Here is a 24,214-nt window from a genome sequence, read left to right on the forward strand (position 1 = left end):
CCGAGAGACGGTAAAGGCAGCGTCAGCGCGATGAAGTCGGTGCAGGCTGGGTGGGGATCAGCGACTGAATCGCCGGCGGAATCTGCACGCCGAACGGCGCGGTCGTCGTCGGCGAAACTGTCGTTGTGGTGGCCTGCTGTCCGGATTCCTCGACGGTTCCCGACTGCTCCGGATCGACGGTGGCCGACGGAGTCGGCGAGACCGTGGTTGTCGAGTATCGCGGCTCGGAGGTCTGGGGCTGGTTGTAGGGGGTGAGCTCGGACGGATCGACAGCGACCGGGCCCTCGATCTGTTGCTTGTCCCTCTCGGCGATATCTGCGCTGACCTGCCCGTAGAGCAGGCCCGTGAGCACAAAGCAGATACCGAAGGCCACGGTGGACGTGCGGACGCGGCCGTAGATCTTGGCCGGAATGCGCCACTGTCGCCAGTTGCGCTGCGGGCGTTCGGTTCCGGTATCAGGTGAACTCACTGGTCTTCCGTCCGATCTCGACCCGACGATTCCGGTGCGACCCCGGCCGTACTGACGTCGGGAGCAACGCTGATGCCCTCGGGACGCAGCGCGGCAGCCACCCGGACTCGAAGTTCTCGTCCCACCTGGAACTGCTTGCCGGGCAGTGTTCGCGCAACGAGGCGAACGTTGACCTGCCCCACCTCGATGCTCTCCACGCCCATCACGGTCGGTTCGTCGAGCAACAGCGGACGCAGCCGGGTGTCCGCGAACGCATCGCGGCCGACTGTGCGGAGCAGCGCATTGACCTGGGTGAGATCGGCGGTGCTGGGGACAGGAACATCGACGACGGCGCGCGCCCAATCCTTCGACAGGTTGATCGCCTTGACGATCTGCCCGTTCGGGACGGTGATGACCTCACCGTCGACGCTGCGGACCCGTGTGACGCGGAGCGTCACGTCCTCGACGGTGCCCTCGGCGTCCTCGGCTGACCCGTTGACGGCGATCTGCACGACGTCACCGAATCCGTACTGACGTTCGGTGATGATGAAGAACCCGGCCAGAATGTCCTGCACTACGCGCTGAGCTCCGAAGCCGAGTGCGGCACCGATGACCGTCGCGGGTGCCACGAGCCCGCCGACGCCGAATCCGAAGCGACGCAGCACTTCGATGGTGACCAGGATGTAGATGAGCGTGACCACGACCCAGGTGATGACCTGGGCAAGGGCGTGCCGGTGCTTGGCGGCCTCGGATCGGACGAGTGCATCGCTGTGCTGGTAGTTCTGATCGATGCGGGCAGTGATGCGAGACCCGGTCCAGGTGACGAACCGCGCGGCCAGCATTCCGCCGAGGATGTACAGAACGATCCCGAGGGCGTTCAGCTTCAGGTCGAGCGTCGGGTTCAACCAGCCTGCCATCAGATCTACTGCTCCCCTCGCATTCGCCATCGAATTCCGGATTCCAGAAATCCGTCGATGTCCCCGTCGAGAACAGTAGACGGATTGTTGACCTCGTACTCGGTACGCAAATCTTTGACCATCTGATACGGATGCAGCACGTACGAGCGCATCTGATTACCCCACGAGCTACCACCGTCGCCCTTGAGCGCGTCCATCTCGGCGCGCTCTTCCTTGCGCTTGACCTCGAGGAGCTTGGCCTGCAGCACTCGCATGGCAGAGACCTTGTTCTGCAACTGCGACTTCTCGTTCTGACAGGTCACCACGATGCCCGTCGGGATGTGCGTCAATCGAACGGCGGAGTCGGTGGTGTTGACCGACTGTCCGCCCGGTCCGGACGAGCGGTAGACGTCCACGCGAATGTCGTTCTCGGGGATCTCGATGTGGTCGGTGGTCTCGACGACCGGGAGAACCTCGACCTCGGCGAACGAGGTCTGGCGTCGACCCTGGTTGTCGAAGGGGCTGATCCGGACGAGCCGGTGCGTACCTTGCTCCACCGACAACGTCCCGTACGTGTACGGAGCCTTGACGGCGAAGGTCGCACTCTTGATTCCGGCCTCTTCGGCGTAGGACGTGTCGTAGACCTCGACGCCGTAGCCGTGCTTCTCGGCCCAGCGGATGTACATACGCATGAGCATCTCCGCCCAGTCGGCGGCATCGATTCCGCCGGCACCCGAACGGATGTTGACCAACGCGTCACGCGCGTCGTATTCCCCGGACAACAGGGTCCGCACTTCCATGGCTGCGATGTCCTCACGCAGGGATGCCCGTTCGGCGTCGGCATCGGCGGTGGCCGACGCGGCCGCTTCACCTTCTTCGCCCTCGGCGAGCTCGTACAGAACAGGCATGTCCTCCAGTCGCTGCCGAAGCTCCTCCACGCGGCGCAGTTCGGCCTGCGCGTGGGACAGCTGACTGGTCACCTGCTGCGCGTGTTCCTGGTCGTTCCACAGGTCCGGTGATGCGGCCTGGTGTTCCAGCTCGTCGATGCGTCGCCGCAGTTCCTCGACGTCGAGAACCGACTCGACAGTGGACAGAGTGGTGTCGAGCTCGGCCAGGTCTGCAGAAACGTCGGGATGCACGAGAGTCAAGGTTACCGGCACCCGAACCCTCGCCCGACCGCCCCCGAACCCGGACGGGACCGCCCTGGACGAATCGACACCGTCGTCGAGGGTTCGAACCGTGCTGATTTCAACTCTCGTCAGGCCACCGGGCGACTGCTAGTTTTCGGCTCATCGACATATTCGCATGTCGACATGCCTGTCACCGCCCGGTGTCGGCCACACCTGCAGTACACAGGAGCGTCGTATGACCGTCACCGATCAGTACCTCGACAACAACAAGGCCTACGCCGCCCAGTTCGACGGTCCCCTGCCTCTGCCGCCGTCGAAGCACGTGGCAGTGGTCGCGTGCATGGACGCCCGACTCGACGTCTACCGCATTCTCGGTCTCGCCGACGGCGAAGCCCACGTGATTCGCAATGCCGGCGGTGTGATCACCGACGACGAGATCAGGTCGCTGGCCATCAGTCAGCGCCTGCTCGGCACCAAGGAGATCATCCTGATCCATCACACCGACTGCGGCATGCTCACCTTCACCGATGACGAGTTCAAGAAAGATCTGCAGCACGAGACGGGCATCAAGCCGAACTGGGCTGCCGAGTCGTTCACCGACCTGGACCGCGATGTTCGCCAGTCGCTCGCCCGCATCGAGCAGAGCCCGTTCGTCACGAAGCACGAATCCATTCGAGGCTTCGTATTCGATGTCGCAACCGGGAAGCTGAACGAAGTCACCGGATAGACCCCGCCACCCATATCGCCGCGTACGTGCAAGCCCGTGCGCGGCGATAGTCTTCTCCGGTGACCGACTACTCCGCCGATCTTGCCCTTGCCCTCAGGCTCGCCGACGAGGCCGACGCCATCACTCGTCGACGATTTCGGGCCATGGATCTCTCGGTGGACTCGAAGCCGGATCTCACACCGGTGAGCGACGCAGACCTGGCCGTCGAGACGATGATTCGCAGCGAGCTCGGTTCGGAGCGTTCCGGCGATGCCTTGCTGGGCGAGGAGTTCGGCGGCACCGCGACCTTCAGCGGTCGCCAGTGGGTGGTGGATCCCATCGACGGCACCAAGAACTTCGTGCGCGGCGTGCCCGTCTGGGCAACATTGATCGCTCTGCTGGACGACGGCGTACCGCGAGTAGGAGTCGTCAGCGCCCCTGCATTGAACCGGCGATGGTGGGCCTCACATCATGAGGGTGCCTGGACGGCCTCGGACGGGGGCACTCCGCGCCGCATCACGGTCTCGAAGGTCGATTCGTTGGCGTCGTCGAGTCTGAGCTTCTCCAGCCTCTCCGGCTGGTCCGATCTCGGTATCAGAGACCGATTCCTCGATCTCACCGATGCCGTCTGGCGGGTGCGCGGCTACGGCGACTTCTTCTCGTACTGCCTGGTCGCAGAGGGCGCTGTCGATATCGCGGCCGAACCCGAGGTCTCGCTGTGGGACCTGGCTGCGCTCGATGTCCTCGTGCGCGAGGCCGGCGGCGACTTCACCGCACTGGACGGCACCGAAGGCCCGCACGGCGGCAGCGCGGTGGCCACCAATGGCCTACTGCAGAGCGAGGTACTCGAGCGACTGTCCCCCGACGCCTGAATTACGACTACAGAACCGCAGCGAGAACCAGCGCAATCAGCGGCGTGACGCCCTGAACGAATGCGGCCCGGAAGTACTTGGCACCACCGGTGGCCAGAACCAGAGCCGCTCCGACGATGCTCGCGCACGCGAAGTAGACGATCGCGTCGCCCGCGGATCCACCGACGAGGAGGCCGACCACGATTCCGACGGCGAGAAACAGGTTGTAGAAGCCCTGATTGAAGGCCATCGGTTTCACGACGTCGGCGTCGTGCTGGCTCGCGACTCCGAAGCGGGACCACACAGCAGGCTTGGTCCACACCACACTCTCCATCACGAAGATGACGACGTGAAGGGCTGCGGCGAGGGCGGCGAAGATCTGAGCTGTGAGATGCACGGAAACAGCCTGTCACATCGATACGACGCAGGATACGAACTGCTGTTGGGGTGTCGTGGACCACCGGTACTTACTCGACAGTAGACAGCTAACTTACTCGGGAGTAAGATCTGTGAAGTCCGTGACCGACGCCGAGGAACTGGTGATCATGAGCAAGCAAGACAGTGTGGTCGACGCGAAGCGCCCGAAGGTGCCCCGCGATACTTCTGCGGTTGGCCTCAACCCGTTCAAGAGAGATGCGATCGGAACCGCGATGCGCGTTCTGACCGCCATCACCGGATCGGAACTGGCGGAGAAGTACAACCTCCGCCAGACGATCGACCGGGTGACGTACGAGAGCACCAAGACCGGGTTCAAGACACTCGGTGCGGCCAATCGCACGTTCGCCAAGGTCACCGGTGGCGGCAAGCCCAAGCGTCTCGACGACGGTGCCACCAAGAACCTGAGCTACTTCGACCTGACGCCCGACGACGAACAGCGCATGATCGTCGAGACGGTCAAGGAGTTCGCCGAGGAAATCCTCCGGCCGGCCGCCTTCGACGCAGATCACAACGCCTCCTCACCGGAGGATCTGGTTCGCCGGTCCGCCGAGCTCGGCATCACGCTGATCAACGTTCCCGAGGAGCTCGACGGCGCAGCCACCGAGCGGGGCGCGGTTACCAACTCCCTCGTCGCCGAGGCGCTCGCCCACGGCGACATGGGCTTGGCACTGCCCATCCTCGCGCCCAGCGGTGTCGCCGTCGCTCTCACCCAGTGGGGCACCGACGCACAGCAGAAGACGTACCTTCCCGCATTCGTCGGCGAGAAGGTGCCGAACGCCGCGGTGGTCGTCAACGAACCCCGCGCCCTGTTCGACCCGTACGCGCTGCAGACCAAGGCCGTCCGCTCCCCCAGCGGCTACAAGCTCAACGGCGTCAAGAGTCTCGTGCCTGCTGCCGGAAGCTCCGAGCTGTTCGTCATCGCCGCAGAGCTCGAGGGCCGCCCGGCATTCTTCATCGTCGAATCCGACTCCAAAGGCCTGGTCGTCGAAGCCGACCCGAGCATGGGTCTGCGCGCAGCAGGTCTGGGCCGTCTGATCCTGACCGACGTCGCAGTGCCCGAATCGGCTCTTCTCGGCGACAGTGATGCAGATCAGCGGGCCGCCGAGTACAGCGCAGCCATCGGCCTCGCACGACTCGGCTGGGCATCCCTTGCCGTCGGTACCAGCCAGGCCGTACTCGACTACGTCGTTCCGTACGTCAACGACCGTGTCGCCTTCGGCGAGCCGATCAGCAACCGTCAGGCCGTGGCCTTCATGGTCGCCAACATCGCCATCGAGCTCGACGGCATGCGGTTGGTCACGCTGCGTGGTGCGTCTCGCGCCGAGCAGGGGCTGTCGTTCACTCGTGAGTCTGCGCTGGCTCGTCGGCTCGCCTCCGAGAAGGGCATGCAGATCGGTTCCGACGGCGTGCAGTTGCTCGGCGGTCACGGCTTCACCAAGGAGCACCCGGTTGAGCGCTGGTACCGCGATCTGCGGTCCGTCGGCGTCGCCGAGGGCATCGTTCTCATCTAGCTCGCCGCCCCGAATTCCATGGCACTCACCCAAGGACATACACGATGATCAATCTTGAACTTCCCAAGAAGCTTCGGGCGCAGGCGAATCAGGCTCACCAGGTCGCTGCCGAGATCTTCCGCCCGATTTCCCGCAAATACGACCTCGCCGAGCACGAGTACCCGGTGGAACTCGACACGATGGCGTCGATGGTCGAAGGCATGTCCGACGCCGGTGGCGAAATCGGCGGCGCAGCCGGTGGCCGCGAGAAGGACAGCGAGTCCGCGCCCAAGCCGAGCAAGACCGCGAACTCCAACGGCGGCAACATGTCTGCCCTGGTCAATGTGATCGAGACGTGCTGGGGCGACGTCGGCCTCACCCTGTCGATCCCCTACCAGGGACTCGGCAACTCGGCGATCGCCGCGGTGTCCACCGACGAGCAGCTCGAGCGCTTCGGCAAGGTATGGGCCTCGATGGCCATCACCGAGCCCGGCTTCGGTTCGGACTCCGCAGCAGTCACCACCACCGCTGTCCTCGACGGCGACGAATGGGTACTCAACGGCGAGAAGATCTACGTGACCGCCGGTGAACGATCCACCCACATCGTGGTGTGGGCAACGGTCGACAAGTCGCTCGGTCGTGCAGCGATCAAATCGTTCGTCGTCCCGCGTGACGCTCCGGGCCTGTCGGTCGCCCGCCTCGAGCACAAGCTGGGCATCAAGGCGTCCGACACAGCGGCGCTCCTGCTCGAGGACTGCCGCATTCCGAAGGACAACCTGCTCGGTACCGCCGAGGTGAACGTCGAAAAGGGCTTCGCCGGCGTCATGCAGACGTTCGACAACACGCGTCCCCTGGTCGCGGGTATGGCAATCGGCGTCGCACGCGCGGCACTCGAAGAGCTGCGGTCCATCCTCGTCGACGCCGGAGTGGAGATCTCGTACGAGACCCCCGCCTACAACCAGCACGCGGCTGCCGCGGAATTCCTGCGGCTCGAAGCGGACTGGGAAGCTGCCCACCTGCTCGCACTGCGCGCAGCGTGGATGGCCGACAACAAGGAGCCCAACTCCTTGCAGGCCTCGATGTCCAAGGCCAAGGCCGGCCGCTCGGCAGTCGACATCACTCTGAAGGCGGTCGAGCTGGCCGGTACCTACGGCTACTCCGAACGCCCGCTGCTCGAGAAGTGGAGCCGCGACTCCAAGATTCTCGACATCTTCGAGGGCACGCAGCAGATCCAGCAACTCATCGTTGCGCGACGCGTACTCGGAAAGTCGTCGGCAGAACTGAAGTGACACATCCGGCTCGTAGTCGAGCCACAGGGTGACGAAAGCGGCATCGGACCATCGGTCCGATGCCGCTTTTTTGTGCACTGCGGAAAATTTCGGACGCCGGTGTCGATATCGTGTCTTCTCGGGCGTCGTCTTCGTGAACGGCGACTCACGCCGCGACACCGAGGTATCGAACCCAGGAGCGCACCATGAAGTACATCCTCTTGATCAACGCAAACACCGCACCGGGAGCAGCTCCGGGTTGCAGCAGCGTGGAGGACTGGATGACCTACGAGAAGGAAATGAAGGAGGCGGGCGTCTACGTCTCCGGTCATGCGATGGCGGACCTCACCACCGCCACGGCGGTGCGCGTCGATGCCACCACCGGAGAACGCACCGTCACCGACGGGCCGTACGCCGAGTCACACGAAGTACTGGGCGGCTACGACGTCATCGACGTTCCTGACCTCGATTCCGCGCTCGAATGGGCGACGCGATGCCCCGGATCGAAAGACGGCGGCACCGTGATCGTTCGTCCGCTCGCAGAATTCTGACCCACGGGGTCGTTCGGTGAGCGAGTCCGAGGTTCATCGGGCGCTCGACTCGGTCTTCCGTGCCGAGCGCTCGATGCTGCTCGCGTCGTTGGTTCAGCGCTACCGTGATCTCGATCTCGCCGAGGAGGTGACGTCGGATGCCATCGAGGCGGCTCTGAAGCATTGGCCGATCGATGGCATACCGTCCAAGCCCGGAGCCTGGTTGCTCACTACTGCCCGCCGAAAGGCGGTCGATCGCCTGCGACGCGATCAGACGCTCGCCGCGAAGATCGGAGTGCTGCAGGCCGATTCGGATCGCAGCGAACCACACCCGCCGAGTTCGCTAGACGACGATCTACCCGACGACCGACTGCAGTTGTTCTTCACCTGCGCGCATCCGGCGCTTGCGGCCGGCGACCGCCTCGCGTTGACCCTTCGGTGTCTGGCCGGTCTCACCACCGCAGAGGTCGCGCGTGCACTACTCATCCCTCCGGCCACGGCAGCACAACGAATAGTGCGAGCCAAGAACAAGATTCGCGTCGCGCGCATACCCTTTCGCGTTCCGGGCTCGGACGAGTTGGCCGGCAGAGTGCCGATGGTGCTCGAAGTCGTCTATTCGATCTTCACCGAGGGGTACTCGGCGACGTCGGGCGACCGAGTGGGGCGCATCGACCTCACCACCGAGGCGATCGGCATGGGACGACTGTTGCACGCAGCACTGCCGACAGAGTCCGAGGTGACCGGCCTACTGGCGTTGATGTTGCTGACCGACGCCAGACGCCGCGCACGGATCGACGTGCACGGCGACATTGTGCTGCTGGCCGATCAGGACCGGCGATCGTGGAACGCCGAGTTCGTCACCGAAGGGACCGAACTCGTGGTCGACGCCCTCCGCGGCGGCCCGAGCGGACCCTATGCGGTGCAGGCAGCGATCGCCGCGCTGCACGACGAGTCGCCGAACACCGACAGTACCGACTGGCACCAAATCGTTGCCCTGTACGACATATTGATGGATCGGGGCCCGAATGCGATCGTCGCATTGAACAGAGCAGTTGCTCTTGCCATGCGCGACGGTCCCGCAGCCGGCCTGCACGAGCTGGACCTACTTGCCGACGAGCCGTCGCTGCGCCGCTACCACCCGTACCCGATGGCGAAAGCCGATCTGCTGCACCGACTCGGCCGGCTCGACGAGGCGGCAGAGCAGTATCGACAGGCTCTGGACCGTGCACGAACCGCACCGGAGAAGCGACTGCTACAGCGTCGCTTGGCCGACGTGAACGGCATCGCTCAGGCAGACAGAACGGAGTCGACCTGAGTCGAGCTCAACGGCCGATCGGCGTACACCAGGCGAACTGCGTCGGCGTCGGGACTGCCGACGTCGGGTCCACGGGTGATCAACTCCAGGCCCGCGCGCTGGGCCACTCGGGCCGACGCGACGTTGTGTTCGAGGAGGTACGCCACGATCGGCAATTCGGGCTCGGTTCGGTGCGCGCGCTCGACTGCGATCTCACACATCTCCGCGGCGTACCCGTTTCCCTGCGCGTCGGGATGGAGGCGATAGCCGAGATTCCAGAACGCGTTCTGCCGCTTCGAGCACCCGCCGTAGCCACTGATCGTGCAGCTGCCGCGCTCACGAATGATCCACGTGGCCAATCCATCCCGCCGCCACTGCTCCACCCAGCCCAGCAACATTCGTTCGGTCGCGCTGGGATCGGTGTGCCGCAGGCTGGGAAAGTGGGTCCACGACTGCGGATCGCTGCAGATCGCGTACAGCGCATCGAGATCCGTGACGACCGGCTCGTCGAGATCGAGACGCGAGGTTCGTGTTCGCACACCGTGGATCCTAAGGGAACGAAGTCTGGTAGACCGGTGGTACACGATCGAGCGAAGGGTGTGACCGTCATGGCCGAGTGGGTCAAGAAGATCGAAGAGAACGCGAAGGGCCTCATCGCAGAGGCAGAGCAAGAACTGACGGCACTCGAGGGTGTGGACACGGTAGACCTCACCGCCGATGATGCCGACGAGTCCGAGACGGTCACCAGTGACGATGGGCGCGAGCAGGTTTCGGACTGAACCGTCGATGTCCAGTCGACACACGTGGTCCACGACAACCCACGACTGGTCGGTGGACGTCGATCGAGACCATCTCTCGAACATCAGAGCTCGGCCCGGCGAGTACGCGCCGGGTGGAATGTTGCATCTGATACTCGAGGTCCTCGCGTACGCGGTAGACGAGGCCGAGGATCAGGGAGGCGGCCACGCGACCGTCACGTTCGGCTCGGACGGGACGATCGAGGTGACGGATTTCGGTCGGGGCACCGACACGCGATACGACCACGGAGTCGCGGTGCGCAAGCCTGTTGTGAGCACGAAGGACGTCCGCTTCTTCGACCGTCCGCATCCCGTCCTGCTGGCCGACGGATATGCCCGCCGCGGGATGTCGACCGTCGCGGCACTGTCCGAGGCACTCGAACACACCAACCGACGAACCGATCATTCGTGGACCGGACGATACGAGCACGGGGTTCCCGTCACCGAGCTGCTGTCCACGGCACCGACCGACCACACCGGCACAACCATCCGGTTTCGACCCGACACGTCACTGATTCCCGCGTCACCGCTGACCGCTGACGATGTACGCGCCACGATCGCACCGAACAAGTTCCTGACGGTGTCGGTGAGATAGTCGACCGGTCAATCGTCGAATACGGACCAGCAGATACTGCTCCTCTTCTTCTGGTCTTCCAGCACCAACTCACGCACACTGTCCGGCAGTCGATCCCGCTGCCACCGGAGTTCCTCTCGCCCGGCAACTTTCTCTCTGCCGGTAGGTGCGGCGGCCCTGGCCGCCTTGATCGCGTACGCAGCCGCTCCGAGGTCGTGTTCGGGTACGTGTGCCACACACGCGGCCTGGCCGGCGGCGTAGGCGGCGAAGCGTGCAGCGCCGCTCTGGGGCCGTGCCGCACCCATGCTGTGGCCGCCGAGGGCGCGGGTCGCCATCATCGCGAGTTCACCGCGTATCCACGCCCGAATGCCCTCGATTGCCTCACGCGGCCGCGAATCGGACGGCTCGGCCCCCTCGAACAATCCGAGCACGTGTTCCGCACACTCGGCGGCCCACAGCGCGAGACTTCGATGGTCGGCGTCGGACAACAAGCCGCCGCGGTGCACCGTGATCAGCCGTGGGTCTCTGACGGCCGGGAGAATCATGCCTCGATGAGAACACGAAAGAGGCCCGAGACAATAGTCTCGGGCCCCTTTCGTAGTGGTAGCGGGGACAGGATTTGAACCTGCGACCTCTGGGTTATGAGCCCAGCGAGCTACCGAGCTGCTCCACCCCGCGATGCATCTACGAAGTTACTCCCGCGCGTACGGCCAATGCAAATCACGTGACAATCGCGTGCCTCAACGCCCGCCGAACGCATGCATTCGAGGCAGTCCTTCTCCGCGTCTATCACGTCGAAGCCCACAGAAAATAGTGCTCCGCGTCTCTTTTCATGCGTGTTTCACGTCACATAACAGTCGGGTTACGAAGGGGAAACATTAGCGCCACGAGCCCGGCTGAGCTGGCAAAAGACCCCCAACCGTCCCACCATGTGGTCACGCGTCGTCCCATTTTCGCTCCGTGACGATGAGTGAATCCTCGACTACCTTCACGGACGGCCCTAAACCGCTGGGCCTGCACCACCCCGCCGCTCCCTTCGCTCTGCCCCGCGGGTGTGGTCCCCAAGACGTACGGGGGCAGAGCCGCGACGATACGAAGTGCCTGGTCATTCTCGCCATAACGCCGGCGAAACGATTGCAGGCCAGTCGCGCCAGTCGAGCGCGGAGAGGATTCACCCCGAATGACCACACAGAACAATTTCGGCAAGCGTGCACTCGGATTGGCCGCCATCGCAGGTGCCGCCGTAGCAATCCCCCTCGGCCTCTCTGCCGGAACCGCCAGCGCAGCCACCCACAACTGGGACGGCGTCGCACAGTGCGAAAGTGGTGGCAACTGGAGCATCAACACCGGAAACGGCTACTACGGTGGCCTGCAGTTCTCGCAGAGCACCTGGACGGCCAACGGTGGATCCGGATCGCCGGCCAACGCATCCAAGGCAGAACAGATCCGCGTAGCGGAGAACACCCTGCAGAGCCAGGGACCGGGCGCATGGCCCGTATGCGGGCAGCAGCTGACCACCGGCACCTCGACGCCCGCACCCGAAGCCGCTCCCGCGCCGAAGGCCGCTCCGGCTCCGGCACCCGCACCGGCCGTCGCACCGGAGGCTGCAGCCGCCACACAGGCTGCACAGGGCGCATTCGATGCAGCATCCAAATTGGCCGACCAGTACGGCCTGAGCACTCAGTTCCAGCACCTCGTCGCTGCGAACTCCCCCGTGCTCGCGCCCATCGGACGCTGATCCCGAGCAGTTCACACGAGCTGCAGCTTCACAACGAAAGAGCCGCCTCACCGATACGGTGAGGCGGCTCTTTCGCTCATGTCAGCGAGACCCGACCGAACAGATCAGCTACCTGCTCGGTTGTAGGCGTCGACGGCGGTCTGCAGATTCTCGAGTGCAGTGCCGAGATCCGCCAGGTTTCCGCTCTGCTGCGCGGTGCGCACAGCGGAGAGAGCAGAATTCAAACCGGAGACAGCCGCATCCCGGGTCGTCGAAGAACCGGTGGCCGGCGCCGGAGTTGCCGAAGGCGTGCCGCCGTCGGACGGCGTCGTCTCGGGCACGGCACCCGGCTGGGTGGTGCCGTCGGTCTCACCGGGTGCGGTGACGGTCCGTCCGGCGCCTGCTCCGAACACCTGCTCGATGGCTTCGGGCAGGGTCGCGGCATAACCGACTCGACCCTCGTACGAAACCAGCACTCGAATCAACTGCGGGTACGCCGATGCCTCGTTGGTACGCGAGGCGTACACGGGCTCGACGTAGATCAACCCACCGTTGCCGACCGGAAGGGTCAGCAGGTTGCCGAACTCGACGGTGTTCTCACGGCGCACGATGCCCAAGCTCTCGGACACGTCCGTCGTCGTCGTCATCTGGTTCTGCACCTGATTCGGACCCTGAGTGGATGTATCCGTCGGCAATCTCAGCACGGTGATCTTGCCGTAGTTTTCCGGATCGGAATCTGCACTGACGTACGCGCCGAGAACTTCACGCCGGTAACCGACCAACGCACTGGTCAGCTGGAACGACGCCTGGTTCTCCTCGTTGGAGACATCGGACGCGACCACGTAGTACGGCGGCTGCTTGGCCGAGGTGTTCTCCGCCGTCGGGTCCGTCGGAACTTCCCAGAAGGCGTTGTTGGTGAAGAACTCTCGCGGATCGTTGACGTGGTACTTGGTGAGCAGCTCACGCTGGACCTTGAACAGGTCCTCCGGGTAACGGAAGTGATCGCGAAGTTCGTCGGACACCTGATCCTTCGGGATGACGGTTCCGGGGAACACGCCTTCCCATGCCTTGAGCACAGGATCGTTCTCATCCTGTTCGTAGAGCTTGACGGTGCCGTCGTAGGCATCGACAGTGGCCTTCACCGAGTTCCGGATGTACGACACTTCCCGGCTCGGCAGCGCACGCGTCGTAGTGGACTCGATGCTGTCGGCGGTGGCGTCTTCGAGCGACATCCGCTGGGCATACGGGAAGTTGTCCAATGTGGTGTAGCCGTCGATGATCCAGACGAGCTTGCCCTCGACGATCGCCGGGTAGGTCGATCCGTCGGTGGTCAACCAGGGTGCAACCTTCTGGACCCTGTCACGGGGATCGCGATTGAACAGAATCTTCGACTCGTCACCGATCACACTCGAGAAGAGAATGTTGCGCTCGGCGTACTTGCTGGCGAACACCAGACGGTTGAAGAAATTGCCGATGTTCACCCCGGCCGCACCGTCGTAGGTGTAGCTCTTGCTGTCGGTGTCGTACTCGCGAGGCTCGCCGGTGGAACCGACGATCGAGTAGTCGGCATCGGAGTTGGCGATGACCGGTCCGAAATAGATGCGCGGCTGATCGAGGTCGCCGGGGCCGTCCTTGCGAATCGAGCCCTCGGCATCGTTCTCGATCCAGTTCACCTGGTAGTTGGGGTAACCGCCCCGTCCGCCGCTGGATTCGTCGGCGACGGCTTCGTCGACGGAGTTGGCAGGTGCTGCCACGAAGCCGTTTCCGTGGGTGAACACCGTATGGCGGTTGATCCAGTCGCGCTGGTTCGCGTCGAGCGTCTGCGGTGAGATCTCGCGCGCGGCAACGACGTAGTCGCGTAGGTTGCCGTCTGCATCCGGATACCGGTCCACGGCCAGCGTGTCGGGGAACCCGTAGAAGTTTCGGATCTGACGCTGCTGGGTGAAGGTCGGTGCCAGGATGTTCGGGTCGAGCAGACGGATGTTGGACATGGTCGCCGACTCCGACGCCACCTCACCGGGGCTCAACGCCGCTTCGCCGGAGTAGTTCCGATAAGTGACCACGTCATCGGTCAACCCGTACGCGGCTCGGGTGGCCGCGATGTTGCGCTCGATGTACGTGCTCTCCTTGTCGGCCGCGTTCGGACGCACCGAGAACTGCTCCATCACCAACGGCCAGACTGCACCGATCAGGATCGACGAGAGCACCAGCAATGCCGTGGCCAACGCCGGAATTCTGAGGTCGCGCAAGAAAATTGCCGAGAAGAACGCGATCGCACAGATCACTGCGATGGCCAACAGAATGAGTTTTGCCGGCAACACGGCATTGATGTCGGTGAATCCGGCTCCGGTGAATGTCGGCTCCTTGCGACCGCTCGACAGCAACGTGTACCGGTCGAACCAGTAGGCAACGGCCTTGAGCAGAACGAAGCTGCCGGCGATGACAGCAAGTTGAATTCGCGCCGAGCGGGTGAGTGCACCTTCGCGCCCGGCGAGCCGGATCCCGCCGAATACGTACTGCGTCACCAGGTTCGCGAAGAAGGCAACCAAGATGGCAACGAACAGCCAGTTGAGGATGAATCGGTAGAAGGGCAGGTCGAACGAGTAGAACCCGACGTCGAGGCCGAACTGCGGATCGGTCTGGCCGAAGTCTCCGCCGTGCAGGAACAGCTGCACGGTCACCCAGTTGGTCTGAGCGATCATGCCGGACAGGAATCCGAACACGACCGGAATTCCTATGCCGAACAGGCGCAACCGGCTCATCACCGTGGTGCGGTACCGCGCGATCGGATCGTTGGGACCGGCCACCGGAACGAACACCGGACGGTTGCGGTACGCCAACAACAATGCGGCGAACACGATGAGTCCGACGACCAGAGCGACGACGAGGAAGATCACCAAGCGCGTCAGCAGCGTAGTGGTGTACACGCCACGGAAGTCGACTTCGCCGAACCACAGCCAATTGGTGTACATGTCGATCAGACGGGGACCGATGAGTAGCAGACCTGCTGCTACCAAGGCCAGTACGAGCAAGATCCGGCTTCGCCGCGACAACGACGGCATACCGGTGGGGGGCCTCATGCCCACGAGCCACACTCCAACTTCGGGCGGCGCCGACGGCGCCGCAGATGACTTAGGCGGTGCACATTCCGTGCACCGCATGTCCGTTTCGCCCTACTGTACGTACGTTGATCCTACGGCTGCGACGCCCGTACTGCGGCCACTGTCGACCGCAGGTCAGGAGGGTCGGCATCCATAGAACCATCCGGATGCGAGGATAGTGCCGTGAGCAACGACAGCGACGGACTGCCCGGCCGAGACGATTTCGGTGACGAGTTCGACCCCGAGTCGGGTGGACAGGATGTGGCGCAGGCTTTGGCCCGGTGCGCGCGTGAAGTGGCGGACTTCGTCGACGCAGGCGGATGGCACCAGGCGCCTCAGATGTTCGCCTTGGTACCCACAGCGACTCTTGCAGCAGCGGAACCCGGTCTGCTCGACGACTTGGCCGACGGCGCAGCTCTGACTCCGATTCAGCAGCACTCACTCCCCGAGGACATCACCGGCGGCTCCCCGGCCCTGGACGAATTCCTCGCCACCTCGACGTGGCCCGAGGGTGTCGTCGGATGCGCTCTGGTGCAAGAGATCGTCGTACTTCCCCCGGCCGCCGAGTCGACCCTCGACGATGCCTTGATGCCGTTGCTCGCCGATCCCGACGCAGCGGACCGAGCGGCGCGCTCGGCCGCCGAGAACCATCCCGAGAAGCGGGATGCCCGGTTGATCGTCGCGGTCCTCAAGGACGGCCCATCGCTGACACTGCTGCAGTTGCACCCGGACGAGGACGCAGACCCCTTCGCGCCGATCGACCTTCGCGTCGCAGAAAATCTGGCACCGAACGTCGTACACGGGCTCTACGCCACCTTCGACACCGTCGAAGACGACTGAGCCGGGTCAGCTGCAGGACGGCGCGTCGGCACCTGAGCCGATCGCCTGCAACGCCTCGACAGCACTGTCCAGTGATTCGACGCGCACCAGGCGGAGTCCGTCGGGAACGTTCTGTAGCGCCTCACCGCAGTTCGCGTCCGGAACCAGGAACGTGGTGGCTCCCGCTTCACGGGCGGCGATCAGCTTGTACGGAATGCCGCCGATCGGGCCGACCGTTCCGTCGGCATCGATGGTTCCGGTGCCTGCGACGAACTCTCCGTTGCTCAATTCGCCGGGACTGAGTTTGTCCACCACGGCGAGGCTGAACATCAGTCCGGCCGAGGGTCCGCCGACGTCGGCGAGGTTGAACTTGACCTCGAACGGGACCCCGGGCTGCTCTTCGGGAGTGACGCCGAGGTAGCCCTTGGATGCGTCGTCGGGCCGCGCGCCCAGTACCACCGCACTCGTCTGCGTCGTACCGTCTCGCACGTACTCGATGTCCAGCGAATCGCCCGGCGCTCGGGCGCTGACGGCCTCACGCACTGCCGCCGCGGTGGCCACCGGGCTGCCGCCGACCGAGACGAGCGTGTCCCCCACGTTCAGCACCCCGGCGGCGGGTCCATCCTCGGCCACACTCGCCACAGCCAGCGACACAGGCAGATCCAGGTGGTGCAGGGCGGCAAGTTCGGCGCTGGACTCGGACTCCTCGAAATCCGCTTGGTTGCCCTCCTGCACTTCTTCCTTCGACTTGTCCGGCGGATAGACCTCTTCGCGCGGCACGAGGCCCTGACGACCGCTCGCCCAGAAGCCGATGGCCTCGAACAGATTCAGCTGGTCACGCACGGCCACGGTCGTCATGTTCAGATGACCTGCCGTCGGATCGACGTCGGTTCCGTCGATCTGCACCACGGGCACTCCGTCGACATCACCGAGGGTGTTGTATGTGGGGCCGGGGCCGAGGGCGGCGAACGGAACGGTGACGACCGATCCGGTGACGCCCAGCACCACCACCGGTACCAGCGCAGCGACAAGAGTGGCGATCCTTCGGTTCACTCGGTAGACACTAGATCCGAACGCGCGGCGCTGTGGATACCGCCCCTGCCGGAGCCCGTTACGCGCAGCGCCGAGTTCGTTCTGCGCGCAGCGTCGAGCTTCTTCTGTTCGCCGTCAGCGTGACGATCTTCCGCGCTCCCCGTGCACATGGCTTGTACCGTTGAGACATGAGCAATTTTGGTTTCGGTGCTTCCGACGACGACCCGGACAAGAAGAAGGATCCGGACGGTTCGGGCAACCCCGCCGGTTTCGGCTTCGGTGCAGAGGGCTTCGACCCTGCCCAGCTGGGCCAGATGCTCACCCAGTTCGGTCAGATGCTCAGCGGCATGGGCGCTGCCGGTGCCGGTGGGGCCGGTTCCGGACCGGTGAACTACGACTTGGCCAAGCAGCTGGCTCGTCAGCAAATGGGTGATTTCAGCCCGGTGTCGGCGGGCGAGCGAGAAGCGATCACCGACGCCGCGCACCTGGCCGAGCTCTGGCTGGACGGGGCGACGACCCTGCCTGCCGGTGCTACGAAGACCGTTGCATGGACGCCGGTCGACTGGCTCGACAACACGATCGACACGTGGAAGCGACTGTGCGACCCGGTCGCCGAGCAGATTTCGGGTATGTGGACATCCGGCCTCCCCGCCGAGGCCCAGCAGATGGCCGGGCCCATGATGGGCATGCTGACGCAGATGGGCGGAATGGCCTTCGGCTCGCAGCTCGGTCAGGCCCTCGGGCAACTCTCGAAGGAAGTACTCACCTCGACCGACATCGGCCTACCGCTCGGACCGTCGGGCACAGCGGCGTTGTTGCCGTCGGCCATCGCGTCGTTCAGTGAGGGTCTCGAGCAGCCCGAGCGTGAGGTTCTGGTGTTCCTCGCGGCGAGGGAGGCTGCACACCAGCGGCTATACAGCCACATTCCGTGGTTGCGGCAACGGGTTCTGGCCACAGTCGAAGAATACGCGCGCGGTATCCGGATGGACTTCTCGGCTATCGAGGAGGCAGCAGCGGGCCTCGACCCGTCCGCGCTGACCGATCCGTCGAAAATCGAAGCAATTCTGCAGCAGGGTGCCTTCGAGCCACAGACGACGCCGGAGCAGAAGCATGCGCTCGAGCGTCTGGAGACACTCCTGGCCCTGGTCGAAGGATGGGTCGAGACCGTGGTCGCGGCTGCGCTGGGCGACCGGCTGCCCGGGGCTGTGGCACTCGGCGAGACCATCCGCCGACGTCGGGCGTCGGGCGGCCCGGCCGAGCAGACCTTCGCCACGTTGGTCGGCCTCGAACTGCGACCACGCAAGGTTCGCGAGGCAGCCGAGCTGTGGCGCCAACTCCTCGCCGCAGCCGACATCGAGGGACGCGACGGAGTGTGGGCCCACCCCGACCTGCTGCCCGACTCCTCGGACCTGGACAACCCTGCGGCGTTCATCGACCGCGTCGTCGGTGGTGGAACCTCGAACTTCGACGACCCGATCGCACAGCTCGAGGCGATGGAGGCCAAAGAACGCGCGGAAGCCGAACAGGCCGCGGGCAAGGACGACGAGAGCAAGGGCGACGAGAGCACCGACGGTGATCCCGAAAAGGGTTCATCCACAAGCTGACCCAGTAGATTTCGGACGAGTTCCACTTCTCTGTCGAACGCCTGCTCGGAGGCACAGCCACCCTGTGGATAACGTGCCTCGGGCGGGCGTTCACGGGAGTGTTCGCTGTCAGAGTGTGTTCCATGATCACACCGACCGTTCGACTCGATCCTGCGGTGGCAATACTGCCTCGACGGGACGGCACCGTTCAACTGGGCTGGAGCCCCGAGACCAGCGTTGTCGTCACTCCGCCTCCCGGTGCCGAGCCGGGTTCGATACTCGAGCTGCTCCGGCTCCTCGCCGCAGGCCGTTCGAGGCCTCATATCGTCTGTCATGCAATGACATTGGGTCTGTCCGCCAATCGAACATCGGCGATGCTGGGCGAGTTGGAAGAGTCCGGGTTGCTGATGCACGGCACGAGCGGGCCCGCCGGGTCGCAGCACTCTACGCCGGACCGGCCGGGGACGGTACGGACCATCCACCTCGTCGGGCGGGGTCCGCTGTCGGACGCATTGGCCTCGGGCCTGAGTAGGACCGCCGCCGAGGTGAGCCGGTCGAGCCTGACGCCCACGCGTTACCCACAGTCGGCGGTGAATTCGTGGACCTACGACATCGTCGTACTCGCCGACGATCTGGTCGCCGAGCCTCGGTTGGTGACCGATCTGGTGCGTATCCGCATCCCACATCTTCAGGTGCGGCTGCGGGACGGGAAGGGTGTGGTCGGCCCCTTCGTACTGCCCGGCCGAACGAGTTGCCTGCGCTGCGCAGATCTGACTCGCTGCGACCTCGATCCCGAGTGGCCGCATCTGTCGGCTCAGCTCCTCGGCACTGTCGGCCAGGCCAGCAGCGCGACGGTGCTGGCCACGGCCGCGTTTGCGTTCGCTCAGCTCGAACCCCTCATCGGCCGTTCCGACGCGTCGATGCCCGAGACCGCCGACTGCACGATGGAGCTGGATCTCGCAGCACGTGCAACCACGGTGCACAAAAGACTGTGGTCCAAGCATCCGCACTGTGATTGCTGGCATTGACCGGACGCGGTCACCTCGACCGATACGGGCCGGTCCGAGCAATTGTCGGAAGGTTCAGCCATGATGGAGTTGTGTCTGACATACCGCGCCGTGGATCGACTCGTACTGCAAAACTGGCCAGCATTCCACTGGGAATGGCGGGCCGTGCCGCTGTGGGCTTCGGCAAGAAGCTTGCCGGCGGAAATCGCGACGAGATCGATGCGGACATGGCCGCCAAAGCTGCAGAACAGCTCTTCTCCGTTCTCGGGGAGCTCAAGGGCGGTGCCATGAAGCTGGGGCAGATGCTCTCGGTGATGGAAGCCGCCGTTCCCGAGGAGTATTCCGAGCCGTACCGGGAAGCGCTGACCAAGCTCCAGGCGCAGGGTCCGCCCATGCCGGCAAAGACAGTCCACAGAGTGTTGGATCAACAACTCGGAACGGCGTGGCGATCACGCTTTCTCGATTTCGACGACACTGCGATCGCCTCGGCGAGCATCGGCCAGGTGCACCGGGCCACGTGGTCGGACGGACGGGACGTCGCAGTAAAAATTCAGTACCCGGGTGCGGACGATGCATTGCGCTCCGACCTCAAGACTTTGTCGCGTTTCGCGAACCTGTTCAGCACTGTGCTCGCGGGCACCGACGTCAAGCCGGTACTCGAGGAGCTCACTGCGCGCACCGAGGACGAGCTCGACTACCGTATCGAGGCCTCGAATCAGCGGGTGTTCAGCAAGGAGTTCGCGGGCGATCCGCAATTCGCGATACCCAAGATTGTTGCCAGTGCGCCCAAAGTCGTTGTCAGCGAATGGATGACGGGTCGACCGTTGGCCGACGTCATTGCAAACGGAACGGCCGAGGAACGTAACCGGGCAGGCGAGCTACTTGCCCTGTTCGCGTTCGTGTCACCCGCTCGGGCGAAGTTGCTGCACGCCGACCCGCATCCAGGAAACTTCATGATGCTCGAGGACGGGCGCATGGGCGTCATCGATTTCGGTGCGTGCGCTCCGATGCCCGACGGTCTTCCACCGGTTCTCGGCCGGATGGTCTCCCTCGCGCGCGACGAGAAATTCGACGAACTCGTGGTGTTGTTCACCGAGAGCGGTTTCGTGGTGCCGGGCCGAACGGTGACAGAGAAAGAAATCGCGGACTACCTGCGTCCCTTCACCGACCCGATCCATACCGAGTCGTTCCACTTCACCCGCGCGTGGCTGCAGAAGGCCGCGGGTACTGCCGCAGATTTCAACAGTGCTCAGTTTCGCACTGTTCGAGCATTGAACATGCCTGCCGAATACGTGATGATCTTCCGCGTTCTCGGTGGACTGGTGGGAATCTGCGCTCAGCTCGACGCCTACGCGCCGTACATGGCAATCCTCACCGAGTGGATGCCCGGCTTCACCGACTGAACGATTCGGTGACGCCGGGCATCCGTTCCGGAGATCATGCTGCGTTCTTACGTGGTCGTCCGCGAGGACGCTTGCGGGCGATGACCACTCCTTGATCGAGGATCTCCCCGCCCCATACGCCCCAGGGCTCGGCACGGTCCAATGCCGCATCCAGGCAGGTACGCCTGATGGGGCATTGAGCGCACAGCGCCTTTGCCTGCTCGAGTTCGGCAGGGGTGTCGGCGAACCACATGTCGGGGTTCGCCGCTCGGCAGGGTACGGACAGCTGCAACTCGGCCAATTCGGTCGAGCCCAGCTCGGTGGAACACCTTGCAGCGTAGGCACTTTCGGACTCTGTTCGGCATGTCGTCCGGATCGTGGCGGTTGACACGTCGGTCTCCTCTACTTTTCGTGCGGCGTCGTTGTCGGTTCGAGGGGTGATGCGAACCATGTCGGCCTCACGTTCGGATAGAGGTACTACCTGAACGACAAAGGCCACGGTCCGCGTTGTGCGGGTCCGTGGCCTGGTGGGCTTTCGAAGCGTCTACCTACTGTGAAGTCGGTGTCTGCTGTCGAGCACGGACGCGCCTGGTGCGCGGTGACGTCGGGCTGCCTGAGCAACGGCTTTCGCTCCTGGTGCCAGGGCAACCTGGGCGGAATTCGACCCCGAGGCCGCGTAGGCGGACTCGTGCATGGGGCCGAAAGCGGAGGAACGAATCCACGTCTGCGCAACAGAGCCTGCGGCGGCGGCATGAGTGCCGAGGGGGGCAACTCCGAAAGCTGCCGTGCCGAGGACAGGGCTGAACGCGACGGTTGCATCGGCAACGGCGGCGTGGAATGTGTTGATCATTTCTTTCAGCTCCTGTTCTGGTCTCGTTGGCGGATTGGACAGTGCGCGATCTCCCGCGGCACGTGAAACAGACTAAGCCCCCTGCCGATATCTGCACAAGTTATTTTTGACCAGCAGTTTCTCGGCGTTTTATACCCGCCCGGTCAGCTGTCCGTTGCGCGCACGACTGCGAGTACGTCTTCGCCGAACCGCTCCAACTTCTTGGCTCCGATTCCGGGGATGGCGACGAGTCCCCGCTCGTCCTGCGGCTGCTGCTCGGCGATGGCAGTGAGCGTGTTGTCGCTGAACACCACGTATGCCGGCACTTTCAATTCACGAGATTTGTCCAGTCGCCATGACTTCAGGGCGTCCAGCAGGGCGATGTCGACGTTCGACGGGCAGCTCTCGCATCGACCGAGCATGGTCGCAGACGTCCCGATCAACGGCTTTCCGCACAACCGGCACTTGGGTCCGGACTTCTTGGCAGCGGGGGCCGCGATACGCGAGGCGGGCGAATCCTCGGGCACGAGACCGATGAGAAACCTGGACCGCCGGCGGGACTTGCGCCCACCCTCGTTGCGGGCGAGCGCCCAGGACAGATGGAGGTGGACCCGGGCGCGTGTAACACCGACGTAGAGCAGTCTGCGCTCCTCCTCGATCGCGGCCTCGTTGTTGGCGCTGGGGTCGTTGCCGATCGCGTGCGAGATCGGCAGAGTTCCGTCGGCGAGGCCGACGATGAACACCGCGTCCCATTCCAGCCCCTTCGCCGCGTGCAAGGACGCCAGCGTCACACCCTGCACCGTCGGAGGATGCCGCGCTTCGGCACGTGCAGCGAGCTCCCCCAGCAATTTCTCCAGGGTCAGGTCCGGCTCGTGCACGAGAAGTTCTTCGGTGAGTTGCACCAGGCCGCCCAACGAGGCCCACTTCTCGCGGGCCTGCGCACCGGTCGGCTCGGTTGCCGTCAGGCCCAGCGGCGCGAGCACGGCCCGCACCAGAGCCGTCAGACCGTCGCCGGACTGCGCGCCGTCGGGTAGATCGTCCCGCCCGGCCGCCTGCCGCAGCGCGTTGACTCCCTGCCGCACCTCCGGTCTGGTGAAGAACCCCTCCCCACCGCGAACCTGATACGGAATCTTCATTTCGGTCAACGCCTGCTCGTGTGCCTCGGACTGAGCGTTGATGCGGTACAGAATCGCGATCTCGGCCGGCTCGACCCCTTTGGAGATCAACCTCTTGACCGCCCGCGCCACGCCGTCGGCCTCCGCCGGCTCGTCGTCGTACTCGAAGAACTCCGGCTCGGGCCCTGACTCCCGCTGACCGATCAATTGCAGACGGGTGCCGGCGATACGCCCGCGAGCGGCTCCGATGACACGATTCGCCAGCGACACCACCTCCGGCGTCGACCGGTAGTCACGTTCGAGCCGAACCACGGTGGCCTCGGGGTACTTGCGAGAGAAGTCCAGCAGATATCGAGGAGACGCGCCGGTGAACGAATAGATTGTCTGGTTCGCGTCGCCGACGACGGTGAGATCGTCGCGGTCGCCCACCCAGGCGTCGAGCACCCGTTGCTGCAGTGGTGTCACGTCCTGATATTCGTCGACGACGAAGCAGCGGTACCGCTCGCGGAATTCGTCCGCCACCGACGAGTGCTCTTCCAGAGCTGCGGCCGTGTGCAGGAGGAGGTCGTCGAAATCGAGCAACATTCCGTCCCCGCCTCGGGACTTGAGCTCCTCGTACCCGGCGTAGACGGCCGCGACCTTGGCGGCATCCATCGGCACGTCGCGGCGATTGCTGGCCGCGATACGCGGATAATCCTCGGGCGCGATCAACGATCCTTTGGCCCACTCGATCTCACCTGCGAGATCGCGGATCGCGTCGGTCGAGGTCGACACTCCGGCGCGATTGGCCGCCTGCGAAACAACGGCGAACTTGCGATCGAGTAGCTGCCATCCGGTGTCTCCGACGACCTGCGGCCAGAAGTATTTGAGCTGCCGCATCGCCGCGGCGTGGAACGTACGGGCCTGCACGGGAGGTCCGTCTCCCCCGACCCCGAGCTCGCGCAGGCGGCCGCGCATCTCGCCGGCAGCGCGAGCGGTGAACGTCACCGCCAGTACCTGCCCCGAGGACACATGCCCCGCCGAGACGAGGTGCGCGATGCGTCGAGTGATCGTGCGGGTCTTGCCCGTGCCTGCACCGGCGAGAACGCACACCGGGCCACGAGGAGCCAGTACGGCCGCGGATTGCTCCGGATCCAGTCCGGTGGTCATCGCGTCGTCAGCCATGTGGTCCATTGTGTCAGTGCGCACCGACAGTTCCGCCCGGGCC

General features: G+C 64.4%; 24 protein-coding genes and 1 tRNA gene. 13 read left to right on the forward strand and 12 right to left on the reverse strand.

The features are described 5' to 3' along the window. Positions 1–22: 22 nt before the first annotated feature. Genes CH286_RS24600 through prfB form a run of 3 tightly spaced genes read right to left on the reverse strand, consistent with a single transcriptional unit; the run spans position 23 to position 2,483 of the window. Positions 23–469, reverse strand: coding sequence for a hypothetical protein (locus CH286_RS24600; protein ID WP_032403111.1), 447 nt, complete (start codon positions 467–469; stop codon positions 23–25). Continuing rightward, entirely contained in the window at positions 466–1,365 is a 900-nt protein-coding gene (locus CH286_RS24605; RefSeq protein WP_032403110.1) for a mechanosensitive ion channel family protein, read from the reverse strand. Before CH286_RS24605 ends, CH286_RS24600 begins: the two co-directional genes overlap by 4 nt. 5 nt (positions 1,366–1,370) lie before the next feature. Then, complete coding sequence (prfB, locus tag CH286_RS24610) at positions 1,371–2,483, reverse strand: peptide chain release factor 2 (protein WP_027496571.1); 1,113 nt, start codon at positions 2,481–2,483, stop codon at positions 1,371–1,373. 226 nt (positions 2,484–2,709) lie between these two features. On the opposite strand from prfB, the gene CH286_RS24615 reads away from it, so the two are divergent. Together CH286_RS24615 and hisN are read left to right on the forward strand one after the other, a co-directional pair. Beyond that, positions 2,710–3,201, forward strand: coding sequence for a beta-class carbonic anhydrase (locus tag CH286_RS24615; RefSeq protein ID WP_094610589.1), 492 nt, complete (start codon positions 2,710–2,712; stop codon positions 3,199–3,201). Between the two features lie 59 nt (positions 3,202–3,260). After that, a complete protein-coding gene (hisN, locus tag CH286_RS24620; RefSeq protein ID WP_094610590.1) occupies positions 3,261–4,052 on the forward strand; it encodes a histidinol-phosphatase in 792 nt (263 codons plus the stop codon). 7 nt (positions 4,053–4,059) lie between these two features. Here hisN and CH286_RS24625 read toward each other — a convergent pair whose 3' ends face one another. Continuing rightward, entirely contained in the window at positions 4,060–4,428 is a 369-nt protein-coding gene (locus CH286_RS24625) for a DUF1304 domain-containing protein (RefSeq protein WP_037155706.1), read from the reverse strand. Between the two features lie 142 nt (positions 4,429–4,570). Here CH286_RS24625 and CH286_RS24630 point away from each other — a divergent pair, with 142 nt between their 5' ends. The 4 genes from CH286_RS24630 to CH286_RS24645 all read left to right on the forward strand — a co-directional run bounded on the left by CH286_RS24630 (position 4,571) and on the right by CH286_RS24645 (position 9,072). Further along, positions 4,571–5,980: an acyl-CoA dehydrogenase family protein gene (locus tag CH286_RS24630; RefSeq protein WP_094610662.1), complete on the forward strand. Its 1,410-nt coding sequence runs from the start codon at positions 4,571–4,573 to the stop codon at positions 5,978–5,980. A 44-nt stretch (positions 5,981–6,024) separates the two neighbouring features. Then, on the forward strand, positions 6,025–7,248 hold the full coding sequence (locus CH286_RS24635) for an acyl-CoA dehydrogenase family protein (protein ID WP_032403106.1): 1,224 nt from the start codon (positions 6,025–6,027) through the stop codon (positions 7,246–7,248). A 185-nt stretch (positions 7,249–7,433) separates the two neighbouring features. Beyond that, positions 7,434–7,778: a YciI family protein gene (locus CH286_RS24640; RefSeq protein ID WP_032376940.1), complete on the forward strand. Its 345-nt coding sequence runs from the start codon at positions 7,434–7,436 to the stop codon at positions 7,776–7,778. A 16-nt stretch (positions 7,779–7,794) separates the two neighbouring features. After that, positions 7,795–9,072 (forward strand): RNA polymerase sigma factor, encoded by a 1,278-nt coding sequence (locus tag CH286_RS24645; protein ID WP_255182759.1) that lies wholly within the window; start codon positions 7,795–7,797, stop codon positions 9,070–9,072. On the opposite strand, the gene CH286_RS24650 is transcribed toward CH286_RS24645, so the two are convergent. Then, on the reverse strand, positions 9,045–9,590 hold the full coding sequence (locus CH286_RS24650) for a GNAT family N-acetyltransferase (protein ID WP_094610591.1): 546 nt from the start codon (positions 9,588–9,590) through the stop codon (positions 9,045–9,047). The two genes, CH286_RS24645 and CH286_RS24650, sit on opposite strands and share 28 nt — an antisense overlap. A 69-nt stretch (positions 9,591–9,659) precedes the next feature. Between CH286_RS24650 and CH286_RS27935 the strand changes: the two genes are divergently transcribed. Both CH286_RS27935 and CH286_RS24660 read left to right on the forward strand, forming a co-directional pair. Further along, positions 9,660–9,830, forward strand: coding sequence for a hypothetical protein (locus tag CH286_RS27935; RefSeq protein ID WP_165430209.1), 171 nt, complete (start codon positions 9,660–9,662; stop codon positions 9,828–9,830). A 7-nt stretch (positions 9,831–9,837) separates the two neighbouring features. Continuing rightward, the gene (locus CH286_RS24660) at positions 9,838–10,443 is read left to right on the forward strand and encodes a hypothetical protein (RefSeq protein WP_217902949.1); all 606 of its coding nucleotides are present in this window, start codon (positions 9,838–9,840) and stop codon (positions 10,441–10,443) included. A gap of 8 nt (positions 10,444–10,451) precedes the next feature. Here the strand turns inward: CH286_RS24660 and CH286_RS24665 are convergent, their stop codons facing one another. Next, on the reverse strand, positions 10,452–10,967 hold the full coding sequence (locus CH286_RS24665; RefSeq protein ID WP_094610593.1) for a putative immunity protein: 516 nt from the start codon (positions 10,965–10,967) through the stop codon (positions 10,452–10,454). Between the two features lie 56 nt (positions 10,968–11,023). Beyond that, a tRNA-Met gene (locus CH286_RS24670) sits at positions 11,024–11,100 on the reverse strand. Between the two features lie 502 nt (positions 11,101–11,602). Here CH286_RS24670 and CH286_RS24675 point away from each other — a divergent pair. Continuing rightward, on the forward strand, positions 11,603–12,160 hold the full coding sequence (locus tag CH286_RS24675; RefSeq protein WP_032376935.1) for a transglycosylase family protein: 558 nt from the start codon (positions 11,603–11,605) through the stop codon (positions 12,158–12,160). Between the two features lie 104 nt (positions 12,161–12,264). Here CH286_RS24675 and CH286_RS24680 read toward each other — a convergent pair whose 3' ends face one another. Then, positions 12,265–15,225: a UPF0182 family protein gene (locus CH286_RS24680; RefSeq protein WP_176457632.1), complete on the reverse strand. Its 2,961-nt coding sequence runs from the start codon at positions 15,223–15,225 to the stop codon at positions 12,265–12,267. A gap of 276 nt (positions 15,226–15,501) precedes the next feature. Here CH286_RS24680 and CH286_RS24685 point away from each other — a divergent pair, with 276 nt between their 5' ends. Then, positions 15,502–16,080 (forward strand): PPA1309 family protein, encoded by a 579-nt coding sequence (locus tag CH286_RS24685; RefSeq protein WP_094610664.1) that lies wholly within the window; start codon positions 15,502–15,504, stop codon positions 16,078–16,080. A gap of 6 nt (positions 16,081–16,086) precedes the next feature. On the opposite strand, the gene CH286_RS24690 is transcribed toward CH286_RS24685, so the two are convergent. Next, on the reverse strand, positions 16,087–17,112 hold the full coding sequence (locus CH286_RS24690) for a YlbL family protein (RefSeq protein WP_032403099.1): 1,026 nt from the start codon (positions 17,110–17,112) through the stop codon (positions 16,087–16,089). 167 nt (positions 17,113–17,279) lie between these two features. Here CH286_RS24690 and CH286_RS24695 point away from each other — a divergent pair, with 167 nt between their 5' ends. The 3 genes from CH286_RS24695 to CH286_RS24705 all read left to right on the forward strand — a co-directional run bounded on the left by CH286_RS24695 (position 17,280) and on the right by CH286_RS24705 (position 21,084). After that, the gene (locus CH286_RS24695) at positions 17,280–18,695 is read left to right on the forward strand and encodes a zinc-dependent metalloprotease (RefSeq protein ID WP_032403098.1); all 1,416 of its coding nucleotides are present in this window, start codon (positions 17,280–17,282) and stop codon (positions 18,693–18,695) included. A 122-nt stretch (positions 18,696–18,817) separates the two neighbouring features. Beyond that, positions 18,818–19,702: a hypothetical protein gene (locus CH286_RS24700; protein ID WP_032403097.1), complete on the forward strand. Its 885-nt coding sequence runs from the start codon at positions 18,818–18,820 to the stop codon at positions 19,700–19,702. Positions 19,703–19,773: 71 nt separating this feature from the next. Continuing rightward, positions 19,774–21,084, forward strand: coding sequence for an ABC1 kinase family protein (locus CH286_RS24705; protein ID WP_032376930.1), 1,311 nt, complete (start codon positions 19,774–19,776; stop codon positions 21,082–21,084). Positions 21,085–21,118: 34 nt separating this feature from the next. On the opposite strand, the gene CH286_RS24710 is transcribed toward CH286_RS24705, so the two are convergent. The 3 genes from CH286_RS24710 to CH286_RS24720 all read right to left on the reverse strand — a co-directional run bounded on the left by CH286_RS24710 (position 21,119) and on the right by CH286_RS24720 (position 24,171). Next, positions 21,119–21,379, reverse strand: coding sequence for a WhiB family transcriptional regulator (locus CH286_RS24710; RefSeq protein WP_170944861.1), 261 nt, complete (start codon positions 21,377–21,379; stop codon positions 21,119–21,121). Between the two features lie 228 nt (positions 21,380–21,607). Then, entirely contained in the window at positions 21,608–21,913 is a 306-nt protein-coding gene (locus CH286_RS24715) for a hypothetical protein (RefSeq protein WP_094610594.1), read from the reverse strand. 143 nt (positions 21,914–22,056) lie between these two features. Next, on the reverse strand, positions 22,057–24,171 hold the full coding sequence (locus tag CH286_RS24720; RefSeq protein ID WP_371828256.1) for an ATP-dependent DNA helicase UvrD2: 2,115 nt from the start codon (positions 24,169–24,171) through the stop codon (positions 22,057–22,059). Between the last annotated feature and the right edge of the window lie 43 nt (positions 24,172–24,214).

This window comes from Rhodococcus sp. WWJCD1 (assembly GCF_002258735.1).
Classification (GTDB): Bacteria; Actinomycetota; Actinomycetes; order Mycobacteriales; family Mycobacteriaceae; genus Rhodococcoides.